Here is a 17410-nt window from a genome sequence, read left to right on the forward strand (position 1 = left end):
ACATTTTTTAGAACGCAAGCTGAATACCAACTGACCATGTTTTAGAATAAGGAAAAGTTCTACCCCATTGTGATTCCTCTTGATTGATCTCAGGATCTACTGGCAATTTGTTGCTTTTCCAAGTAGCTAAGTTCATACCTGAAATATACGGTCTGATTTTATCAATTCCCACTTTTGAAGTAATACTTTTAGGGAAAGTATATCCAATGGTTACTGATTTTAAACGTAAATAAGACATGTCTAATAAATAACGTGATTGTGCAACAAAGTTGTTTGATCCTGGTGCATAAGTTCCAAAAGCGTTACCAGAATGTCCTGGGTATGGATTAGGGAAATAAGCATCTGTATTTTGTGGCGTCCAATAGTCGTTTTGGTTCACATACATAGCATCTGTTCTGTTGTAGAATGGCAATACTAAGTCAGAAGTTGTCCAGTACTCACGTTTTCCAACTCCTTGAAAGAAAGCATCAATATCAAATCCATATAAAGTACCTCCTAAACGAGCACTATATTGATAACGAGGAGTTGTATTACCAATAACTTTTAAATCTCCAGGATTAGTAGCTGTCCCATCTCCTCTTGAGATTACTCCGTCTCCGTTTAAGTCCTTGTACATTACATCTCCAGCGCCATATTTAAAAGCACCTGTTCTTATATTTTTATAATCAACACCATTTACGATTAATCCTGTTGCGTCAACTTGATCTGTAGATTGAATCAATCGGTCAGTTTCTAATCCCCAGATTTCTCCAATTTTTTGACCTGCATAAAAAGAACCTAAAAGTTTAGAAGTGTTGTTCCATTCAGTTACTTCAGTAGTATTGTCGTAAAGAGCAAGATCAGTATAAACATTGATGTCTTTGTTGATTTGTTTATTAAAGTTAATAGCAAGTTCCCAACCTGTTGTTCTCAAGTTTCCTGAGTTTGTATTGGCGACTCGATTGACCAAATGAACCCGGAAGTGTTTTACCAGGAGCTAACATTCCTTTAGTATCACGTTGGTAATAATCAAAAGTTAAACCTAACATATTAAAGATTCGAATATCAATACCTATATCTTGAGTTGTTACTTTTTCCCAAGTTAAATTTGGATCAACGTTTGATGGCTGATTAACAGTAGGATTTATGGTTGTACCACTGCCTATCCAATAAGGGTTAGGGTTAGTAGTAACGTTAGTCATAACTGGTAAAAAGGCATTCGCGACAATGTTTTGGTTTCCGATTGAACCAACAGATCCACGAATTTTTAAATCATTTAACCAGCTTTTTGTTCCTTCCATGAAACCTTCTTCAGAAATTCTATATCCAACAGAAGCAGAAGGGAAGAATCCCCATTGCTCATCAGTAGGGAACTTTGATGAACCGTCATAACGTCCATTTAATTCCAATAAATATTTTCCTTTGTAATCGTAATTTACACGTGCAAAGAATCCGGCAATAGCATATCTAGATAAACCTGGATTTAAAATGTCATTAGCAACAAGAGGTGAAGTAAATTGATCACCGATTGCTAAGTTGAATTCTGGTTTGGTTTTATCTAAAAGTGTATTTCTACGAGCATAAGTTCTTTCAAAATCATACCATTCTGTGTTCAAACCACCTAATACTTTAAAGTTATGGCTTTCTCCTAATGTTTTAGTATAATTTCCAAAGATGTTTGCTACATTTCTTGTATAAGATGATTTAGCTTGTGCAACAAAGTCGTTTCCACTTTCCATCATGGTAGGTTTTCCTGCAACTAAGTCAGCGAGCACTTGTCCACCAATCCCAAAGTGGCACTTGACCACCATTCATTTTTAGGCTTGAGAAGTTGTTGTTAATGCTGTATTCTCCAACGATATTAAAGTCTTTTGTGATTTGAGCTGTAAGTCTTCCACTGATCCTCATGTCATTTGACTTGCTTTCGTTTTGAGTTGCATTTGCCATGTAACCTGGCGCATGTCTAAAGTAAGTACCATTATAAGTACCATATGGGAAATAAGAACCCCAACGCATGTAGTATCCAAAATATCCGTTACCAGCAGTATCAACACCATTGTTGTAGTAGTTGAAAGGAGAATCGTATTCTTGGAAAGTTCCCAATACTTTAAAATCTCCAGTAAGCCAGCTTGCCAACTGTGTAGTCATACCAAGGTTAAGATTGAATCTTTGATTAGTCTCGTTATTGATTTTCATTACACCTTCTTGGTTAGCAAGACCTAACGAAACAATAAACGAACTTTTGTCGCCTAAAGAACCTTGAGCAGATAAATTGTGAAGCGTTTGTACTGCATTCTTTTTTAGCATTTCATCATGCGGATTCCAAATTCTGTAAAAATATTCTTTTCCGCCAATAACGTCAAAATCTTCTCCTAAGATCATATTTTTATCGTTAGGATTTCTTGTCGCGGCGTATTTTTCTTTCCAGTTAATGATTCCTGGCAATAATGTTTTGTAGTTCATACCAAAAGATTCTGGATTTGCATTACCAGCTCTGGCTTGCGCATCAATCATTGCAGGAAGTTCTACAGTAGGGTCATTAAATTGAACCAAAGAAATTGGGTTGCTCCATCCTGTATTGTTGCTGTAAGCGAATCGTACTTTTCCTTTAGCATTTTTACCACTTTTAGTAGTAATTAAGATAACTCCAAAAGCAAGCACGTGCACCATAGATAGAAGCAGAAGCGGCGTCCTTAAGTACAGACATCGATTCTACGTCTTCTGAATTAAGCATTGATAAATCACCTGGAACACCATCAACTAAAATAAGTGGCGATCCTGTAGCTACTCCATTTACAATAGTTCCAGCTCCACGAATGTTAACATTCGATTGTTTTCCTATATTACCTGAATTATAAGTAATATTAAGTCCTGGCGTTGTTCCTTGTAAACCTTTTGTGATATCTGTAATAGGAATGCTTCCTAAAGCTTTTTTCACATCTACTTTAGCAACAGCACCTGTAACGTTTGCTTTTTTCTGAGAAGAGAATCCTACGACAACTACTTCATCCAATTTTGCAGTAGTCGCCGCAAGCGAAATGTTAAGTTTTTGCTGTCCTTCAATTTTTACTACCTGAGTTTCAGAACCCATGTAGCTAAAGCTTAGTGATTGTCCCTGCGCTACGCTGATGCTGAAGTTTCCATCAAAATCAGTAGTTGTACCGTGTGTAGTTCCCTGAATCACTACGCTGACTCCCGGTATGGGAAACCCGTCTGCTTTGTTTTTAACAGTTCCAGTAATTGTTTTTGTTTGCCCAAATGTCACTTGAATGAACAAAACCAACAATGAAATTAGTAATAATTTTTTCATAATAATCTGGTTTTTTTTATGGTTGTTGAGCAAATATATTTATTTATTGCATACAATTGCATTTTTTTGTCATTTTTTTCTAAAATTAACTTAAATAACGCAAAATAACGCAAATTATAATGTTTTAATTAGGATGTGTTAATAATTAAAATCTTTTAATTTGCGGAATGTTGCATATTCAATTTGTGTTTTTTACTATAAATTGAAATAATTGATATATTTGCTCTGAATTTTAACTTTTTAAGAACATGCTGAAAGCCGAAAGACATCAATATATAATGACTAAGCTTATTGAGGACCAAAAGGTTGTCACGACAGATTTAGCGTTGGCTCTAGATTTGTCTGAAGACACTATTCGTCGAGATTTGAACGAATTAGACAGTAAAAAGTCGCTAGAAAAAGTGTATGGCGGAGCGGTTCAGGTTTCTGAAAAATCGGCTAATATATTTGATATTTACATTTCGGAAGAAGAGCAAAAAAACAAATCGTCACAAAAGCATTGTCTTTACTTAGTGATGATCAAGTTATTATAATGAGTGGTGGAAGCACCAATTTGGTTTTTGCAAAGTTAATTCCTGCCGATTTAAAGGCTACAATTTATACTTATAGTCTTCCAATTGCCATGCAATTATCACAGCATCCAAACATCGACTTGATCTTTATTGGCGGAAAAATGCAAAAAAACGCAATGGTAACAATTGGTATGGATGTGATTCAGGTTGTCTCTAAAATCAAAGCTGATATTTGTTTCATTGGCGCCAGCAAGATCAATATAAAACAAGGTTTGACGGAAATTGGGTATGAAATCTCCATTGTCAAAAAAGCAATGATTGAGGCTTCAGACAAGGTAGTTTCAATGTTTTCTTCTGATAAATTGGATACAAAAATGCCTCATGGTGTTTGTGAACTTACTAAATTAGATACAATTGTAACCGATTTAGATCCAAATGACGACAAATTGGAAGAATATCGAAAATCTGGCGTACTTATCCTATAATTTATTGATTGGAAAAACCAAAACTGCATGTTTTTGCGTTTTTTAAAATTTATTTTGTTAAATAACGCAAAATAATGTAATGTTTCTCTTTTTTGTACATATATTTGTTAAAGCTAAACCTTTGACAAAATATATGAATATTGCTATTTCATCATTTTCGGTCTATTGGTAGGCTAAATATTGATTTCAATACAATTTATATGCTATTTAAACAGTATAAGTTGTTTTAAAATGGATCTCAATATTTGTAATAAACAACCAAAAGCAATAGAACCATTAAAATGCCCAATTCTCAACAATTAAACGAACTGTCTGCTTCATTGGAAGGAAATCTTTTTTATGATGAACTTCATAAAAAAATATATTCGACAGATGCTTCTGCTTACAGAATTACGCCAGTTGCCGTGGCAATTCCGAAAACAGAAGATGATATCGTTAAGATTATTCGTTTTGCATCACAAAATAAAATTTCAATAACACCAAGAACAGCAGGAACGTCTTTAGCTGGACAAACCGTTGGAAGCGGCATAATTGTAGATGTTTCAAAGCATTTTACTAAAATTGTTTCTTTTGATGCCGAAAAGAAAACGGTAACAGTTCAGCCAGGAGTCATTCGCGACGAGCTGAATTTGTTTTTAAAACCGTACGGATTATTTTTTGCACCAACAACATCGACTACTAATAGATGTATGATTGGTGGAATGGTAGGAAATAATTCTTCTGGAACAACTTCGATACGTTATGGCGTTACCAGAGATAAAATTGTAGAAATAAAGGCAGTTTTAAGCGACGGAACTCTTGCTGTATTTAAGGATTTGACTTCTGAGGAATTTATTGAGAAAACAAAAGGCGATTCTTTAGAAAGTAAAATTTATAAATCGATTTACGAAGAACTTTCAAATAAAGAAAATCAGGAAGAGATTTTAAGAGAGTTTCCAAAACCAGAAATTCACCGAAGAAATACAGGTTACGCGATTGATGCTTTATTAAAATCGGAGCTTTTTTCGGGAACAGAAAATACCATCAATTTGGGGAAATTGCTTTGTGGCAGTGAAGGAACTTTGGCATTTACAACAGAAGTTACTTTAAAAGTTGACGATCTTCCTCCAACAAATAATATTATGGTCGTGGCGCATTTTCATACGATTCAAGAAAGTCTTGAAGCGGTTGTGGTCGCCATGAAACATCATTTGTACACTTGCGAAATGATGGATGACACGATTTTAGATTGTACCAAAACAAATAGAGAACAGGCCAAAAATAGATTTTTTATTGTGGGCGAACCAAAAGCAGTTATCATGCTCGAAGTAGGTTCGCATATTAGTATGGAAGATGCCGAATTGCAAGCTGATGCTTTAATTAAAGATCTTGAAGTTAATGGTTTTGGATATGCACTTCCAAAAATTTATGGAGAAGATATCGAAAAGGTAAATGAGGTAAGAAAAGCGGGTCTTGGACTTCTCGGAAGTATTGTGGGAGACGACAAAGTCGCCGATTCGATTGAAGATACTGCAGTTGAATTAAGCGATTTGCCAAATTACATTGCCGATTTTGCCGCCATGATGGAAAGCCACGGACAGAGTGCTATTTATTATGCGCACGCTGGAGCGGGAGAGTTGCATTTGCGTCCGAAGATAAATTTAAAAACGAAAGAAGGTTTACATCAGTTTAGAAATTTATCTACTGAAGTAGCACATTTGGTGAAAAAATATAGAGGTTCACTAAGTGGAGAACATGGCGACGGAATTTTGCGCGACGAGTTTCTGCCGTTTATGATTGGCGATAAAAACTATGAATTACTGAAACGGATCAAAAAAACATTTGATCCTGATACTATTTTAAATGTTGGGAAAATTGTAAATGCTTCTAAAATGGATGAAAATCTTCGTTTCGAAGCAGGAAGAGTGGAACCCGATATTAAAACCATTCAAGATTTCTCAGACAGTTTAGGAATTTTGCGTGCGACTGAAAAATGCAACGGATCTGGAGATTGCCGAAAAATGCCATCGGCAGGTGGCACTTTATGTCCGAGTTATCGTGCGACAAGAAATGAAAAAGATACCACACGCGCACGTGCCAACGCTTTACGCGAATATCTGACGCATTCTGAAAAAGAAAATAAATTTGACCACGAAGAATTATATAAAGTATTCGAATTGTGTGTGAGCTGTAAAGCCTGCGCAAGCGAATGCCCAAGTAATGTTGATATCGCCACTTTAAAAGCAGAATTTTTATACCAATATCAAAAAGCAAACGGTTTTTCTTTCCGAAATAAAATATTCGCTTTTAATTCAAAATTGAATGAATTCGGAAGTATAGCGCCGTCAATAACCAATTGGGCTTCCAATCTTTCATTCGTTAAAAAAGAATGGGAATCGCGCCTGAAAGACAAGTGCCATTATTGGCTCCAAAAACGTTTAGAAAATGGTATCAAGCCAACAAAAAGCTTTACGAGTCCAACTCTTTTGAAAACGGAAGCGTTTATCTTTTTTGCGACGAGTTCACTAATTATTATGATGTTTCGGTAGGAATTGATGCTTTCGAATTATTGACGAAATTAGGTTACAACGTAATTGTAATCGATCATGAAGAAAGCGGAAGAGCTTTTATTTCAAAAGGCTTTCTAGAAGAAGCGCAGGAAATTGCGAATAAAAACATCACTATTTTTAAAAATATAATTGCTGAAAATACGCCTTTAATTGGTCTTGAACCTTCGGCGATTTTGACTTTCAGAGATGAATATCTTCGATTGGCTGGTGATAAGGAAAGTGCCGAAAAAGTTGCAAAAAATACTTTTACAGTTGAAGAGTTTTTCAAAAGAGAAATTTCAAACGGAAAAATTCACGCGGGACAATTTTCTGAAAAAGAGAAAAGCATAAAGATTCACGGACATTGTCATCAAAAATCATTGAGCAGTGTTGAAGCTTCTTTTGCAATGCTGAATATTCCAAAAAATAATACGGTTACGATTTACAATTCGGGCTGTTGTGGCATGGCCGGTTCATTTGGATATGAAAAAGAGCATTACGAAATCAGTATGCAAATGGGAGAAGATACTTTGTTTCCGAAAATCAGAGCAACGGAATCGACAACGGAAATCGCAAGAAGAGGAACAAGTTGCCGTCATCAAATTTTTGACGGAACCAGCAGAAAAGCAATGCATCCCGTAACTATTTTGAAAGATTGCCTAAAATAGCATTTAAAGAACATCAGTTATGAAAAAATCAATCTACACAATCTTCTTACTGTTTCTAGTCTTTACAGCCCAAGCTTCGAAAGTCGATACTCTAGAGGTTTTTAGTGCTTCAATGCAGAAAAACATCAAGACGTGTGTTGTAGTTCCAGACCATTACAATAAGAGCAAAAAGGCTTTTCCGGTGGTTTATTTGCTTCACGGACACAGCGGCAATTATGCCACATGGGTAAAAGGTTTTAAGGAACTTGGAAAACAAGTAGATCAATACGGTTTTATTGTAGTTTGTGCTGACGGAAATTATTCAAGCTGGTATTTTGACAGCCCAATTGATCCGAGTTTTAAATATGAAACTTATGTTGTGAAAGAGCTGGTTCCTTTTATTGACAAAAAATACAAAACCATTTCCGATCGAACAGGAAGAGCAATTTCAGGATTAAGTATGGGTGGTCATGGCGCTTTGTATTTGTCATTCAGACATCAAGATGTATTTGGTGCCGCAGGAAGCATGAGCGGAGGAGTAGATATTCGTCCGTTTCCTGATAAGTGGGACATCAAAAAACGATTAGGATCAATTGCTGAATTTCCTGAAAATTGGAATCAAAATACGATTACCAATATGCTTGATTTGGTAAAAGACAACAAATTAAAACTGATTATTGATTGCGGTGTTGATGATTTTTTCATGACCGTAAACAGAGAGCTTCACGCAAAAATGTTGGCTCTAAAAATAAATCACGATTATATTGAACGCCCAGGAGAACATAATCTTAAATACTGGGAGAATTCTTTAAAATATCAACTTTTGTTTTTTCACGATTTCTTTAATGAAAATGTAAAAACAAAGTAATCATAAAGTGTATTTTGGTTCTCACACATGATCGAAATACACAAATTTTGGTTGGTTATCCTAACAGGTTTTTTGTCAAACCTGTTAGGTTTTTTTGATCAATTCTGCACGAATTAAATTGGTGTAAAACAAACAAACGCATCATATTCCGAATAGGAATTTTTAAAATAAATTATTGCTAATAAACTAAAAACAACCATGAAACATTTATTTTTCAGAATAGTATTGCTTTTTGCAATAGCAACTGGATTTTCGCAGAATGCAGAAAAAAAGGAATTATGAAATTTGTACAACTTACAGACTTGCATGTGTCTGTAGGAAATGACAATGACTTTTTGTTGCAAAATATCGTAAAAGAAATCAACAATTCAGACAATGAATTTGTAGTCGTAACCGGAGATTTAACCAATCGTGGCGCCGATGACGAATTGAAACAGGTTCATTCAATTCTTTCAAAATTAACAAAACCGTATTATGTTATTTCTGGAAATCACGAAACGAACTGGAGCGAAAGCGCTGGACTTACGTATAAAAAGATATTTGGAGAAGATCGTTTTGTGTTTTCAAAGGGAGATTATCTTTTCATTGGATATCCATGCGGGCCATACATGAAAATGGGTGATGGTTTTGTAAAACACGAAGATGTACTTTGGCTAGATAAAACGTTGAAAGATAGTCTTAAAGGAAACAATAAAAAAGTACTCAACTTTGCTCATTATCCAATGGACAATAGTGTGAGCAATTATAAAGAAGTACTTTCTGTTTTGCAAAAATATCCTACTGTTGCGAGTTTTTGCGGTCACGGTCATACTTTGAGAAAATATGATTTTTCTGGTTTGAGTGGCTTAATGGGGACTTCTATAACTTCGTTAGATGGCAAAACTCAAAGTTATAACGAATTAATTATCAGTAATGATAGCATCAGTATTTATCAAAAAGAAATAGGCAAACCTGGTGTTTTCAAATTTTCTGTTCCGACAAAACCATCAAAAATTGAAATTCCGAAGGATGATTTTCCGGCAATTGCTCCTTTTTTGAAAGACGACGCTTCGATTTACAGCCTTCCTTCATTTGACAAAAAGAATTTTTATTTTGCGAATTCTCTAGGCGAAATAGAATCTGTAAATTTGAAAGACAAAAAAATAAATTGGAAGACAAAAACTGGAAATGCCATTTATTTTTCGCCAATAATTGTAAAAAATAATCTTGTAGTTGGAACCATAGAAGGAAATCTTTTAGGATTCGATTCGCAATCGGGAAAACAAAAATGGAATATTGCTGTTGGTGGTGTTTTGGTAGGTTCTCCAATTGCTGAAAACAACAAAGTTTACACCGCAAGTTCGACTTCATTTGTTTGCGCCGATGCTTTGAGCGGTAAGGTAATTTGGAAAAAAGAAATGCCACAATCGTATTCTCAGGGAACACCTTTGATTCAAGGAGATAAAATCATTTTTGGGGTTTGGGATACTTATGTTTATTGTTTAAATAAAAATACCGGAGAGTTAATCTGGAAGTGGAATAATGGCAATGACAAACAGATTTTATATTCGGCTGGAAATGTAAATATGGTTTCGACAAAAAGCCGACTTTATTTTGTGACGCCACAGCGTTTTTTGACCATTTTGGATATTGAAACTGGAAAAACGCTTTTAAGAACTTCGAAGTGGAAAATTAGAGAATCGATGGGGAAAAGCCAGAACGGAAAATGGTTTTATGGCAAAACAATGGACGGATTGCTTTTAAGAGTGCCTCTTTCTGATGATCTTGAATTGACTGAAGAAAATGTGGAAAAACAAAGTAAAGTTTTGGATTTGAAATTAGGATACGAACACAATCCAGCAGGAATTTTAGAAAAAGACAACAAGATCTATATTGGAAGCCGAAAAGGTGAAGTTATAATAGTTGATGCAGAAAAATTTGAAATCATAAAACAAATCACTTTAGGAAGTTCAAGTGTAAATGGTTTCACAATTGATGATCAAGGCAGAGTTTGGACTTCTCTAATCGAAGGCGGAATTTATTTGCTTAATTAATAATAAGTTATCCTAACAGGTTTTTAAAACCTGTTAGGTGTTTTTTGGCCACAGATTAAAAGATTAAAAAGATTTTTTAGCCACAAATAAATCTGTTATATCTGCCAAATCTGCGAGAGAAAAATAGGCGCAGATTAAAAATATTTGAAACTTTTTGAGATTAAAAAACAACATTAAATCTCCGCTTCTGATAGCTATCGGGATTACGATTAAATATTAGGAAACTAACCCAAAATAAAAATTATGAAAAGCATAAAAATTATAATTCTAGTTTTGCTGATTCATTCCAAAATTTTCAGTCAGCAATCTCCAAAAAGAGAAATGCGCGCCGCTTGGATCTCTACAGTAGAAAATATTGATTGGCCGTCTAAACCGGGTTTATCAGACAAAGAAATGAAAGCCGAAATGATTACACTTTTAGATAATCTACGTTCGTATAATCTGAATACTGTAATTTTTCAAATCCGCCCAACTGCCGATGCTTTCTACAAATCGACAAAAGAGCCGGCTTCGCATTGGATAACCGGAACTCAAGGCGTTGCGCCAGGTTTTGATCCGTTGCAAATGATGATTGACGAAGCAGGAAAACGTGGCATGAACGTGCATGTTTGGCTGAATCCGTATCGTGTTCAGAAAGATACTGTTAGAGACGTGCTTTCAAAAAATCATTTGTATTTTAAAAGACCAGACCTTTTCCTGACATACGGAAAAACGAGATATTTTAATCCGGGATTACAAGAAACTAGAGATTTTGTGGCTTCTGTTGTAGGCGAAATTGTTCGTAAATATGATATTCAGGCCGTTCATATGGATGATTATTTTTATCCATATAAAATTGCTGGACAAGAATTTCCAGACGAAAAAGCATTTGCGAAAGAACCGCGTCAGTTTAAAGACAAAGACGATTGGAGAAGAGACAATGTCGATTTGATCATCAAACAAATCAGGGATACCATTATTGCCAACAAACCAGAAGTTGAATTCGGAATTTCGCCTTTTGGAGTTTGGAGAAATATAGCCAAAGATTCTGAAGGTTCTAAAACCGCCGCTGGAGCTACCAATTATGATGATTTGTATGCCAATATCTTAAAATGGCAAAAAGAAAACTGGATCGATTATGTAACGCCACAAATATATTGGCACATTGGTTTTGACAAGGCAAATTTTGAAGTTTTGGCAAAATGGTGGGCAGAACATAAATACGGAGCAAATGTTTATGTGGGACATGGCGATTACAAGCTTTCGACTTCGGCCAAAGAGCCTGAATGGAGAAGCCCTGATCAAATCGTAAAACAGATTGAAATGATTCGAAAATTTCCTCAAATTGAAGGTTCGATGCATTTTACAGCTTCTAATTTTTTGAAAAAAGGAGATACGCTTAGAAAACCTCTTCTTCAAAAAGAATACAAATACATCGCTTTGACTCCCGAAGCAAACAGAATTACAAGATTAAAGCCTGAAACGCCTACAAATGCAGTAATTACTAAAAAAGGGGACAAAGCAATTTTGACTTGGAAACCAGCGCTTAACAACAAGAAATATGTGATTTACAGATTTCCAAAAGGAAAAATAACCGATTTCTCAAATCCTTCAACTATTTTTTATGTGACAACAGCTCTAAAACTGGAAGTTCCAAATGCCAATTTAGGAAATTACGTTTATGCGCTCACCGCTTTGAGCCAAACCCAGACAGAAAGTAGTCCAATTGAATTTACAGGAAAATAAAAATATAAAGAAATGAGAAAAAGTATTCTCCTAATTGCCATTTTTCTAAGCTCTCTGAGTTTTGTACAAGCCCAAAAATTAGATATAATTCCAAAACCAGTTTCCGTACAACAAAGTGCAGGACAGTTTGTTCTTCCTTCAGTATTAAAAATTACTGTAGATAAAAAGCTAAAAAATAGTGCCGATTATATTTCGACAAGTATTTCAAAAAATGCAGGAATTAATCCAATTGTTTCCACTGGAAGAAAACATGGAAAAAATACGATTTCATTTTTAGTTGATAAGAAATTAGAGCTTCCAAATGAAGGTTATCAATTAGAAATAAATCAAAAAGGAATTTTCATAAAAGGGAAAACTGAAAATGGGGCCTTAAACGGACTTCAAACCTTAGTCCAAATTTGTTCTGCAAAAGAAGTTAAAAAAGGAACAGTTCCATTTGTGAAAATTGAAGATTATCCTCGTTTTGATTGGCGCGGTATGATGCTCGATTGTTCGCGACAATTTTTTGATAAACAAACTGTAGAAAATTATATCGATTGGTTGGCGTACGCATAAAATGAATGTTTTTCATTGGCATTTAACTGATGACAACGGCTGGAGAATCGAAATCAAATCAATGCCAGATTTAACTTTAAAAGGCGCTTGGAGAGGCCCGGGAGAAGTTTTATTGCCATCTTACGGTTCAGGAGATAAACGTTACGGAGGTTTTTATACGCAAGAAGATATTAAAGAAGTAGTTGCTTATGCCGCAAATCGTGGCATTTCAGTTATGCCAGAAATTGAAATTCCGGGGCATTCGCGTGCCGTTACAGCTTCATATCCAGAAATCGGATGCGAAATAAGTCAGGAACTTAAAAGTGTTCAAGGCGAAGTAAAAAATGTTTGGTGCGTTGGGCGTGAAGAAAATTACGATATTTTGGATTCGATCATTAGAGAAGTTTCTGGATTATTTCCTTTTGAATATATTCATGTGGCGGGAGACGAAGTCAATCGTGCGAATTGGGAATATTGCCCAAAATGCCAAGCTTTGATGGCGAAAGAAGGTTTTACAGACAGTTTTCAGCTACAGAATTATTTCTTTAAAAGAGTTCAAAAAATTGTAGATAAATACCATAAAAAAACAGACGGTTGGAATGAAATCTTGAAAGGTGGAGAAATCAACCCGAATACACTGATTTCGGCTTGGCAAGGAATTAGTTATGGAATTGAATCGGCAAAAAAAGGATACAAAACCATTATGATGCCGGGACAATTTTTGTATTTTGATATGGCACAATCTGAAACAGAACGCGGTCATCGCTGGGCGGCAATTACCGATACTAAACGCGCGTATTCTTTCGAACCAATTCCAGATTCTGATTTAACGCCAGAAGAACAAAAAAACATAATTGGAGTTCAAGGTGCTTTGTGGAGTGAATATTTGGATCGTCCGGCAAGAATTATGGAATACCAAAGTTATCCGAGAATTACGGCTTTGTCTGAAATGGGTTGGTCTAAAAAGAAGATAAAAATTGGGATGATTTTTACGGAAGATTAACCAACAGCCATTTGAAAAGATTGGCCGATATGGGAATTGCTTTCAGAGATTTTCCTCCAACAGCCATTTATAAAAACGGAACAATTACAGTGGCACCACCTTATGAAGGCGCGATTGTAAGATTCGATAAAGATGGAAATGAGCCAACAAGACAATCGCCTTTGTACACAGGACCAATTAAAACAAAAGATTACGAGCAGTATAGGTTTAGAGTTTTCTTCAATGAAACTTCCGCAAGTCCTGCAGTGAAAGTGGAGAAATTGCCTGTTGCGACTTGGAACACAGCTAAAGCTGAGGTTTTAACTATTTCAGAAAATATCTCTGAACATGTTGATAAAAAGGGAATTTGGTATTTGAATTTTAATCCGACTGATGACGGTGCAAACGGAATAATCAAAAATGCTTCGCTTTTTGAAAATGACAAATTATTGCAAACCTATTCAGACGAAAAAACTTTAAAATCAAAACCTCGTTTGCGATTTTTGATTGAAAATTACAACGAAAAAAATACGTACAGATTAGATTTTTCTGTTGAAAATAGAGAAGAGAAAAATCTTCGGCAAATGTAAAATTCACTTGTTCGCCTTATCAGGAACCGGAAGTTAAAGTCACTTCATCAATGGTAGAAAACCTAAAGTTTCCAATTGCAAATCTGCAAGATTATAATGAAGAATCGTATATGCGTACAGATGTTGCCTGCAAAGACGGCGACTGGATTTTGTATACCTTTACTACTCCTGTAACTTCTTCTAAAATTGATGTTTTAAGTGGGATTCCGCATCATCCGAGATTTATCATAAACAACGGTTATGTTGAGTTTTCATACAACGGAACTGATTTTATAAAAGGCGATAATTTTGATTACGGAAATGCATCAATTTATCCAAAACAACCTGTAAAAGCGGTCAGAATTCAAATTACGGGAACCAATAATGAGCCTTTGATGGCAGGGCAGGACTTAAAAATTAATCCATAGAAATATGAAAAAGATAACATTCAGTATTGTCATTATTTCTTTTGTCTTTTTAGGAATGGGCTTTCATTCTCCTAAAAAATAAATAAAGTTGGCGATAATAAAGAAAATGAAGCCTTCATCGATTCAATGATGAATAATGCGCTTGAAAAAGGCTTTTTTCCAGGCGCCCAAATTATCGTTGGAACGGGAGATTTTAATTTGATAACCAAAAATTATGGCTATCATGATTATATTAAAAAGCAAAAGGTAAAAACAGAAGACGTTTTCGATTTGGCTTCAATGTCTAAAGTTTTGGGAGCAACTCTTGTTACCATGCGCTTGGTTGGAGATGGCAAAATAAAACTCACGGATCAAGTAGGCGAAATTGTTCCGATGTATAAAAAGACAGCTATTTCCGATTTAACGCTTTTTGAGTTGCTAACGCATACTTCAGGCTTAAAGGCAAGCATTACTTTTTATCAAAGTTTGCTTTCTACACCTGATGGTTCGCCTTTGTTAAGCGATAAAAAATCAGAGCAATATCCTGAGCCGTTCGATAATATGTATGTGAACAAAAATATTGTTTACGATTCAAAATATCTTGTTTTTGAGCCAAAAGAAAATTGGGTTCAGATTTATAAAAACATGTGGCTGAATCCAGAATATTATCCATCGGTTTATGAAAGAATCGCGACTGCAAATACGAATGTTCGTGGCAAATATGTTTACAGCGATTTAAATTTGCTGTTGGTTAAGCAAATGATCGAAACTAAAACAGGAAAGAAATTAGATCAGTTGACAAATGAAATTTACACTCAATTGGGCATTTCAAAAATTGGATATAATCCACTAAAATGGACTTCCATAGATAATGTAATGCCAACGGAAGTAGATAATTTTTTCAGAAAAGATACCATAAAAGGATATGTGCATGATGAAGCCGCGACGATTTTTGGAGGTGTTTCTGGAAATGCAGGTTTGTTTGCGAACGCGGAATCAATTGCTGTAATCTGCAAAATGCTCATGAACAACGGAAATTATAAAGGAAAACAAATTCTAAAAGCCAAAGTCGTAAAAGAGTTTACAGAATCGCCACTTGCCAAAGAAGGAATTTATCGCGGTTTAGGCTTTGATAAAAGAAAGCCAGACGAGTTTTTTACAAATGATGATTTTGGACATACGGGTTTTACAGGAACATTTTTCTTTATGAATCCAAACACAAATCGATTTGTAGTTATTCTGACGAATCGTGTAAATCCAACTCGAACAAACAGATTAATGTATAAAGATGATTTTAGTGCTAAAATCTGGAGGCAAATTAATAAGTAGTTTTTCGCCACGAATTCACGAATTATTTTCTTAAAATCTTTGCGAAAGGAACAACCAGAATTACACTAATTTATTTAAAATAATTTGTGAATTACTTTGCCTGTTCGCTATCGCTCGAGTCGTAGCTAAAAAACTGATTTGAAATTTTTGTTTTACGCAGATTCTACAGATTTTATTTAAAATTTATCTGCTTAGATCAATTTAAATCTGCGTGAAAAATTAATTATAAGTTTGAATAAATTAAATTTTAAAAAATGAAACAAGCCATTATCAATGCAGTCGTTCACACAGGAGAAGAAATAATCAATAATGGAGTTGTTGTTGTAGAAAACGGAAAAATTCTTTCGGTTCAAAATGAAATTCCGGATGCCATTGAAACGATTGATCTTCAGGGAAAACATATTGTCGCGGGTTTTATAGATATTCAGATAAATGGAGGAGAAAAGCTTTATTTCAGCCAAACTCCAACTGAAGAAGCAATTCAGGATATTTATGATGCTAGCCGTAAATATGGAACAATGCAGGTGCTTCCGTGTTTGATATCCTCTTCAAATGAAACCATTATGAAAGGAATCGAGGCTGTTCGCAATTATAGAGCAAAATACGATAATGGCGTAATCGGAATGCATTTAGAAGGACCATTTTTGAATCCACTACGAAGAGGTGCGCACAGTATAGATCAAGTTCGAAAACCTACAAACAAGGAGCTTGAAGAAATTATAAAGTATGGGAAAGATGTTATAAAAGTCATCACGATTGCTCCAGAATGCTTTACGGAAGAACAGCTTGATATGTTGCTCGAAAGCGGTTTTGTAATTTCAATAGGACATTCGACTATTTCGTATAAAGAAGCGCAACCTTATTTTGCAAAAGGAATTAAACTCGTTACACATTTGTTTAATGCGATGACACAATTTGGACATCGCGAACCCGGTTTGGTTGGCGCATCTTTTGAAAACGAAAATGTATTTACACCCGCTATTTTAGATGGTTCGCATTGCGATTACGCGATGACGAGATTAGCCTATAAACTAAAACAAGAGAAATTCTTTTTGATTAGTGATGCCACATTTTTAGGACGAAAAGTGACTAACTTCAATTGGGATAATTTTGATGCTCATCTTGACAATGGATTTTACAGAAATAAAGACGGCAATTTAGCTGGAGCCTCAATCTCGATGTTAGAGGCAGTGCAAAATGCCTACAATCATTTGAATGTTTCTGTTGATGAAGCATTGAAAATGGGATCTTCTCGCGTGGCAAATGCAATTGGTTTAGGAGATAAATACGGAAAAATAAAAGCTGGATTTCCTGCAACTTTCGTCAAATTCAATGATGATTTATCTGAAATTAAAACTTTTGATTTTTCTTAAAATGAATCAATTATTAGGATATTGTTTTTAATTTTTAATAATGTATTTTTGAAAAGAAAATAAAATTTTTTTTACAAATTCAAAACTCCAAATCATAATGATAAAAAAAGGTGTGTTAACTTTTTGTAT

15 protein-coding genes and 1 pseudogene are annotated in these 17410 nt (G+C 34.9%); 12 read left to right on the forward strand and 4 right to left on the reverse strand.

Annotated features, from left to right (window positions below):
* Positions 1 to 7 precede the first annotated feature (7 nt).
* From ACQ9BO_RS07445 to ACQ9BO_RS07460, 4 genes are read right to left on the reverse strand one after another with little or no spacing between them, the layout of a single operon-like run.
* Positions 8 to 949: a hypothetical protein gene (locus tag ACQ9BO_RS07445; RefSeq protein ID WP_431244189.1), complete on the reverse strand. Its 942-nt coding sequence runs from the start codon at positions 947 to 949 to the stop codon at positions 8 to 10.
* Entirely contained in the window at positions 882 to 1754 is an 873-nt protein-coding gene (locus ACQ9BO_RS07450) for a TonB-dependent receptor domain-containing protein (RefSeq protein ID WP_431244190.1), read from the reverse strand. Before ACQ9BO_RS07450 ends, ACQ9BO_RS07445 begins: the two co-directional genes overlap by 68 nt.
* The gene (locus ACQ9BO_RS07455) at positions 1744 to 2649 is read right to left on the reverse strand and encodes a hypothetical protein (protein ID WP_431244191.1); all 906 of its coding nucleotides are present in this window, start codon (positions 2647 to 2649) and stop codon (positions 1744 to 1746) included. Before ACQ9BO_RS07455 ends, ACQ9BO_RS07450 begins: the two co-directional genes overlap by 11 nt.
* On the reverse strand, positions 2606 to 3289 hold the full coding sequence (locus tag ACQ9BO_RS07460) for a carboxypeptidase-like regulatory domain-containing protein (protein WP_431244192.1): 684 nt from the start codon (positions 3287 to 3289) through the stop codon (positions 2606 to 2608). The genes ACQ9BO_RS07455 and ACQ9BO_RS07460 overlap by 44 nt, the downstream gene beginning before the upstream one ends.
* A 278-nt stretch (positions 3290 to 3567) precedes the next feature.
* Between ACQ9BO_RS07460 and ACQ9BO_RS07465 the strand changes: the two genes are divergently transcribed.
* The 12 genes and pseudogenes from ACQ9BO_RS07465 (at position 3568) to nagA (ending at position 17281) form a co-directional block, all read left to right on the forward strand.
* Positions 3568 to 3822 carry a DeoR family transcriptional regulator gene (locus ACQ9BO_RS07465; protein WP_431244193.1) on the forward strand — a complete coding sequence of 85 codons (255 nt, stop codon included), beginning with the start codon at positions 3568 to 3570 and terminating at the stop codon, positions 3820 to 3822.
* Positions 3789 to 4286 carry a DeoR/GlpR family DNA-binding transcription regulator gene (locus ACQ9BO_RS07470; RefSeq protein ID WP_431244194.1) on the forward strand — a complete coding sequence of 166 codons (498 nt, stop codon included), beginning with the start codon at positions 3789 to 3791 and terminating at the stop codon, positions 4284 to 4286. The genes ACQ9BO_RS07465 and ACQ9BO_RS07470 overlap by 34 nt, the downstream gene beginning before the upstream one ends.
* A 281-nt stretch (positions 4287 to 4567) precedes the next feature.
* Positions 4568 to 7482, forward strand: a pseudogene (locus ACQ9BO_RS07475) (FAD-binding and (Fe-S)-binding domain-containing protein).
* A 19-nt stretch (positions 7483 to 7501) separates the two neighbouring features.
* Positions 7502 to 8329, forward strand: coding sequence for an alpha/beta hydrolase (locus ACQ9BO_RS07480; protein ID WP_431244195.1), 828 nt, complete (start codon positions 7502 to 7504; stop codon positions 8327 to 8329).
* Between the two features lie 278 nt (positions 8330 to 8607).
* Complete coding sequence (locus ACQ9BO_RS07485; protein WP_431244196.1) at positions 8608 to 10362, forward strand: PQQ-binding-like beta-propeller repeat protein; 1755 nt, start codon at positions 8608 to 8610, stop codon at positions 10360 to 10362.
* Positions 10363 to 10605: 243 nt separating this feature from the next.
* On the forward strand, positions 10606 to 12087 hold the full coding sequence (locus ACQ9BO_RS07490; RefSeq protein ID WP_431244197.1) for a glycoside hydrolase family 10 protein: 1482 nt from the start codon (positions 10606 to 10608) through the stop codon (positions 12085 to 12087).
* A gap of 12 nt (positions 12088 to 12099) precedes the next feature.
* Positions 12100 to 12642 carry a glycoside hydrolase family 20 zincin-like fold domain-containing protein gene (locus tag ACQ9BO_RS07495; protein ID WP_431244198.1) on the forward strand — a complete coding sequence of 181 codons (543 nt, stop codon included), beginning with the start codon at positions 12100 to 12102 and terminating at the stop codon, positions 12640 to 12642.
* A gap of 1 nt (position 12643) precedes the next feature.
* The gene (locus ACQ9BO_RS07500) at positions 12644 to 13624 is read left to right on the forward strand and encodes a family 20 glycosylhydrolase (RefSeq protein WP_431244199.1); all 981 of its coding nucleotides are present in this window, start codon (positions 12644 to 12646) and stop codon (positions 13622 to 13624) included.
* An 11-nt stretch (positions 13625 to 13635) separates the two neighbouring features.
* Complete coding sequence (locus ACQ9BO_RS07505; protein WP_431244200.1) at positions 13636 to 14193, forward strand: chitobiase/beta-hexosaminidase C-terminal domain-containing protein; 558 nt, start codon at positions 13636 to 13638, stop codon at positions 14191 to 14193.
* 50 nt (positions 14194 to 14243) lie between these two features.
* The gene (locus ACQ9BO_RS07510) at positions 14244 to 14600 is read left to right on the forward strand and encodes a hypothetical protein (RefSeq protein ID WP_431244201.1); all 357 of its coding nucleotides are present in this window, start codon (positions 14244 to 14246) and stop codon (positions 14598 to 14600) included.
* 126 nt (positions 14601 to 14726) lie between these two features.
* Positions 14727 to 15908, forward strand: a complete 1182-nt coding sequence (locus ACQ9BO_RS07515) for a serine hydrolase domain-containing protein (protein WP_431244202.1) — start codon at positions 14727 to 14729, stop codon at positions 15906 to 15908.
* A 254-nt stretch (positions 15909 to 16162) separates the two neighbouring features.
* Positions 16163 to 17281 carry an N-acetylglucosamine-6-phosphate deacetylase gene (nagA, locus tag ACQ9BO_RS07520; RefSeq protein WP_431244203.1) on the forward strand — a complete coding sequence of 373 codons (1119 nt, stop codon included), beginning with the start codon at positions 16163 to 16165 and terminating at the stop codon, positions 17279 to 17281.
* Positions 17282 to 17410: the final 129 nt, after the last annotated feature.

The organism is Flavobacterium sp. P21 (assembly GCF_050632225.1).
Classification (GTDB): domain Bacteria; phylum Bacteroidota; class Bacteroidia; order Flavobacteriales; family Flavobacteriaceae; genus Flavobacterium.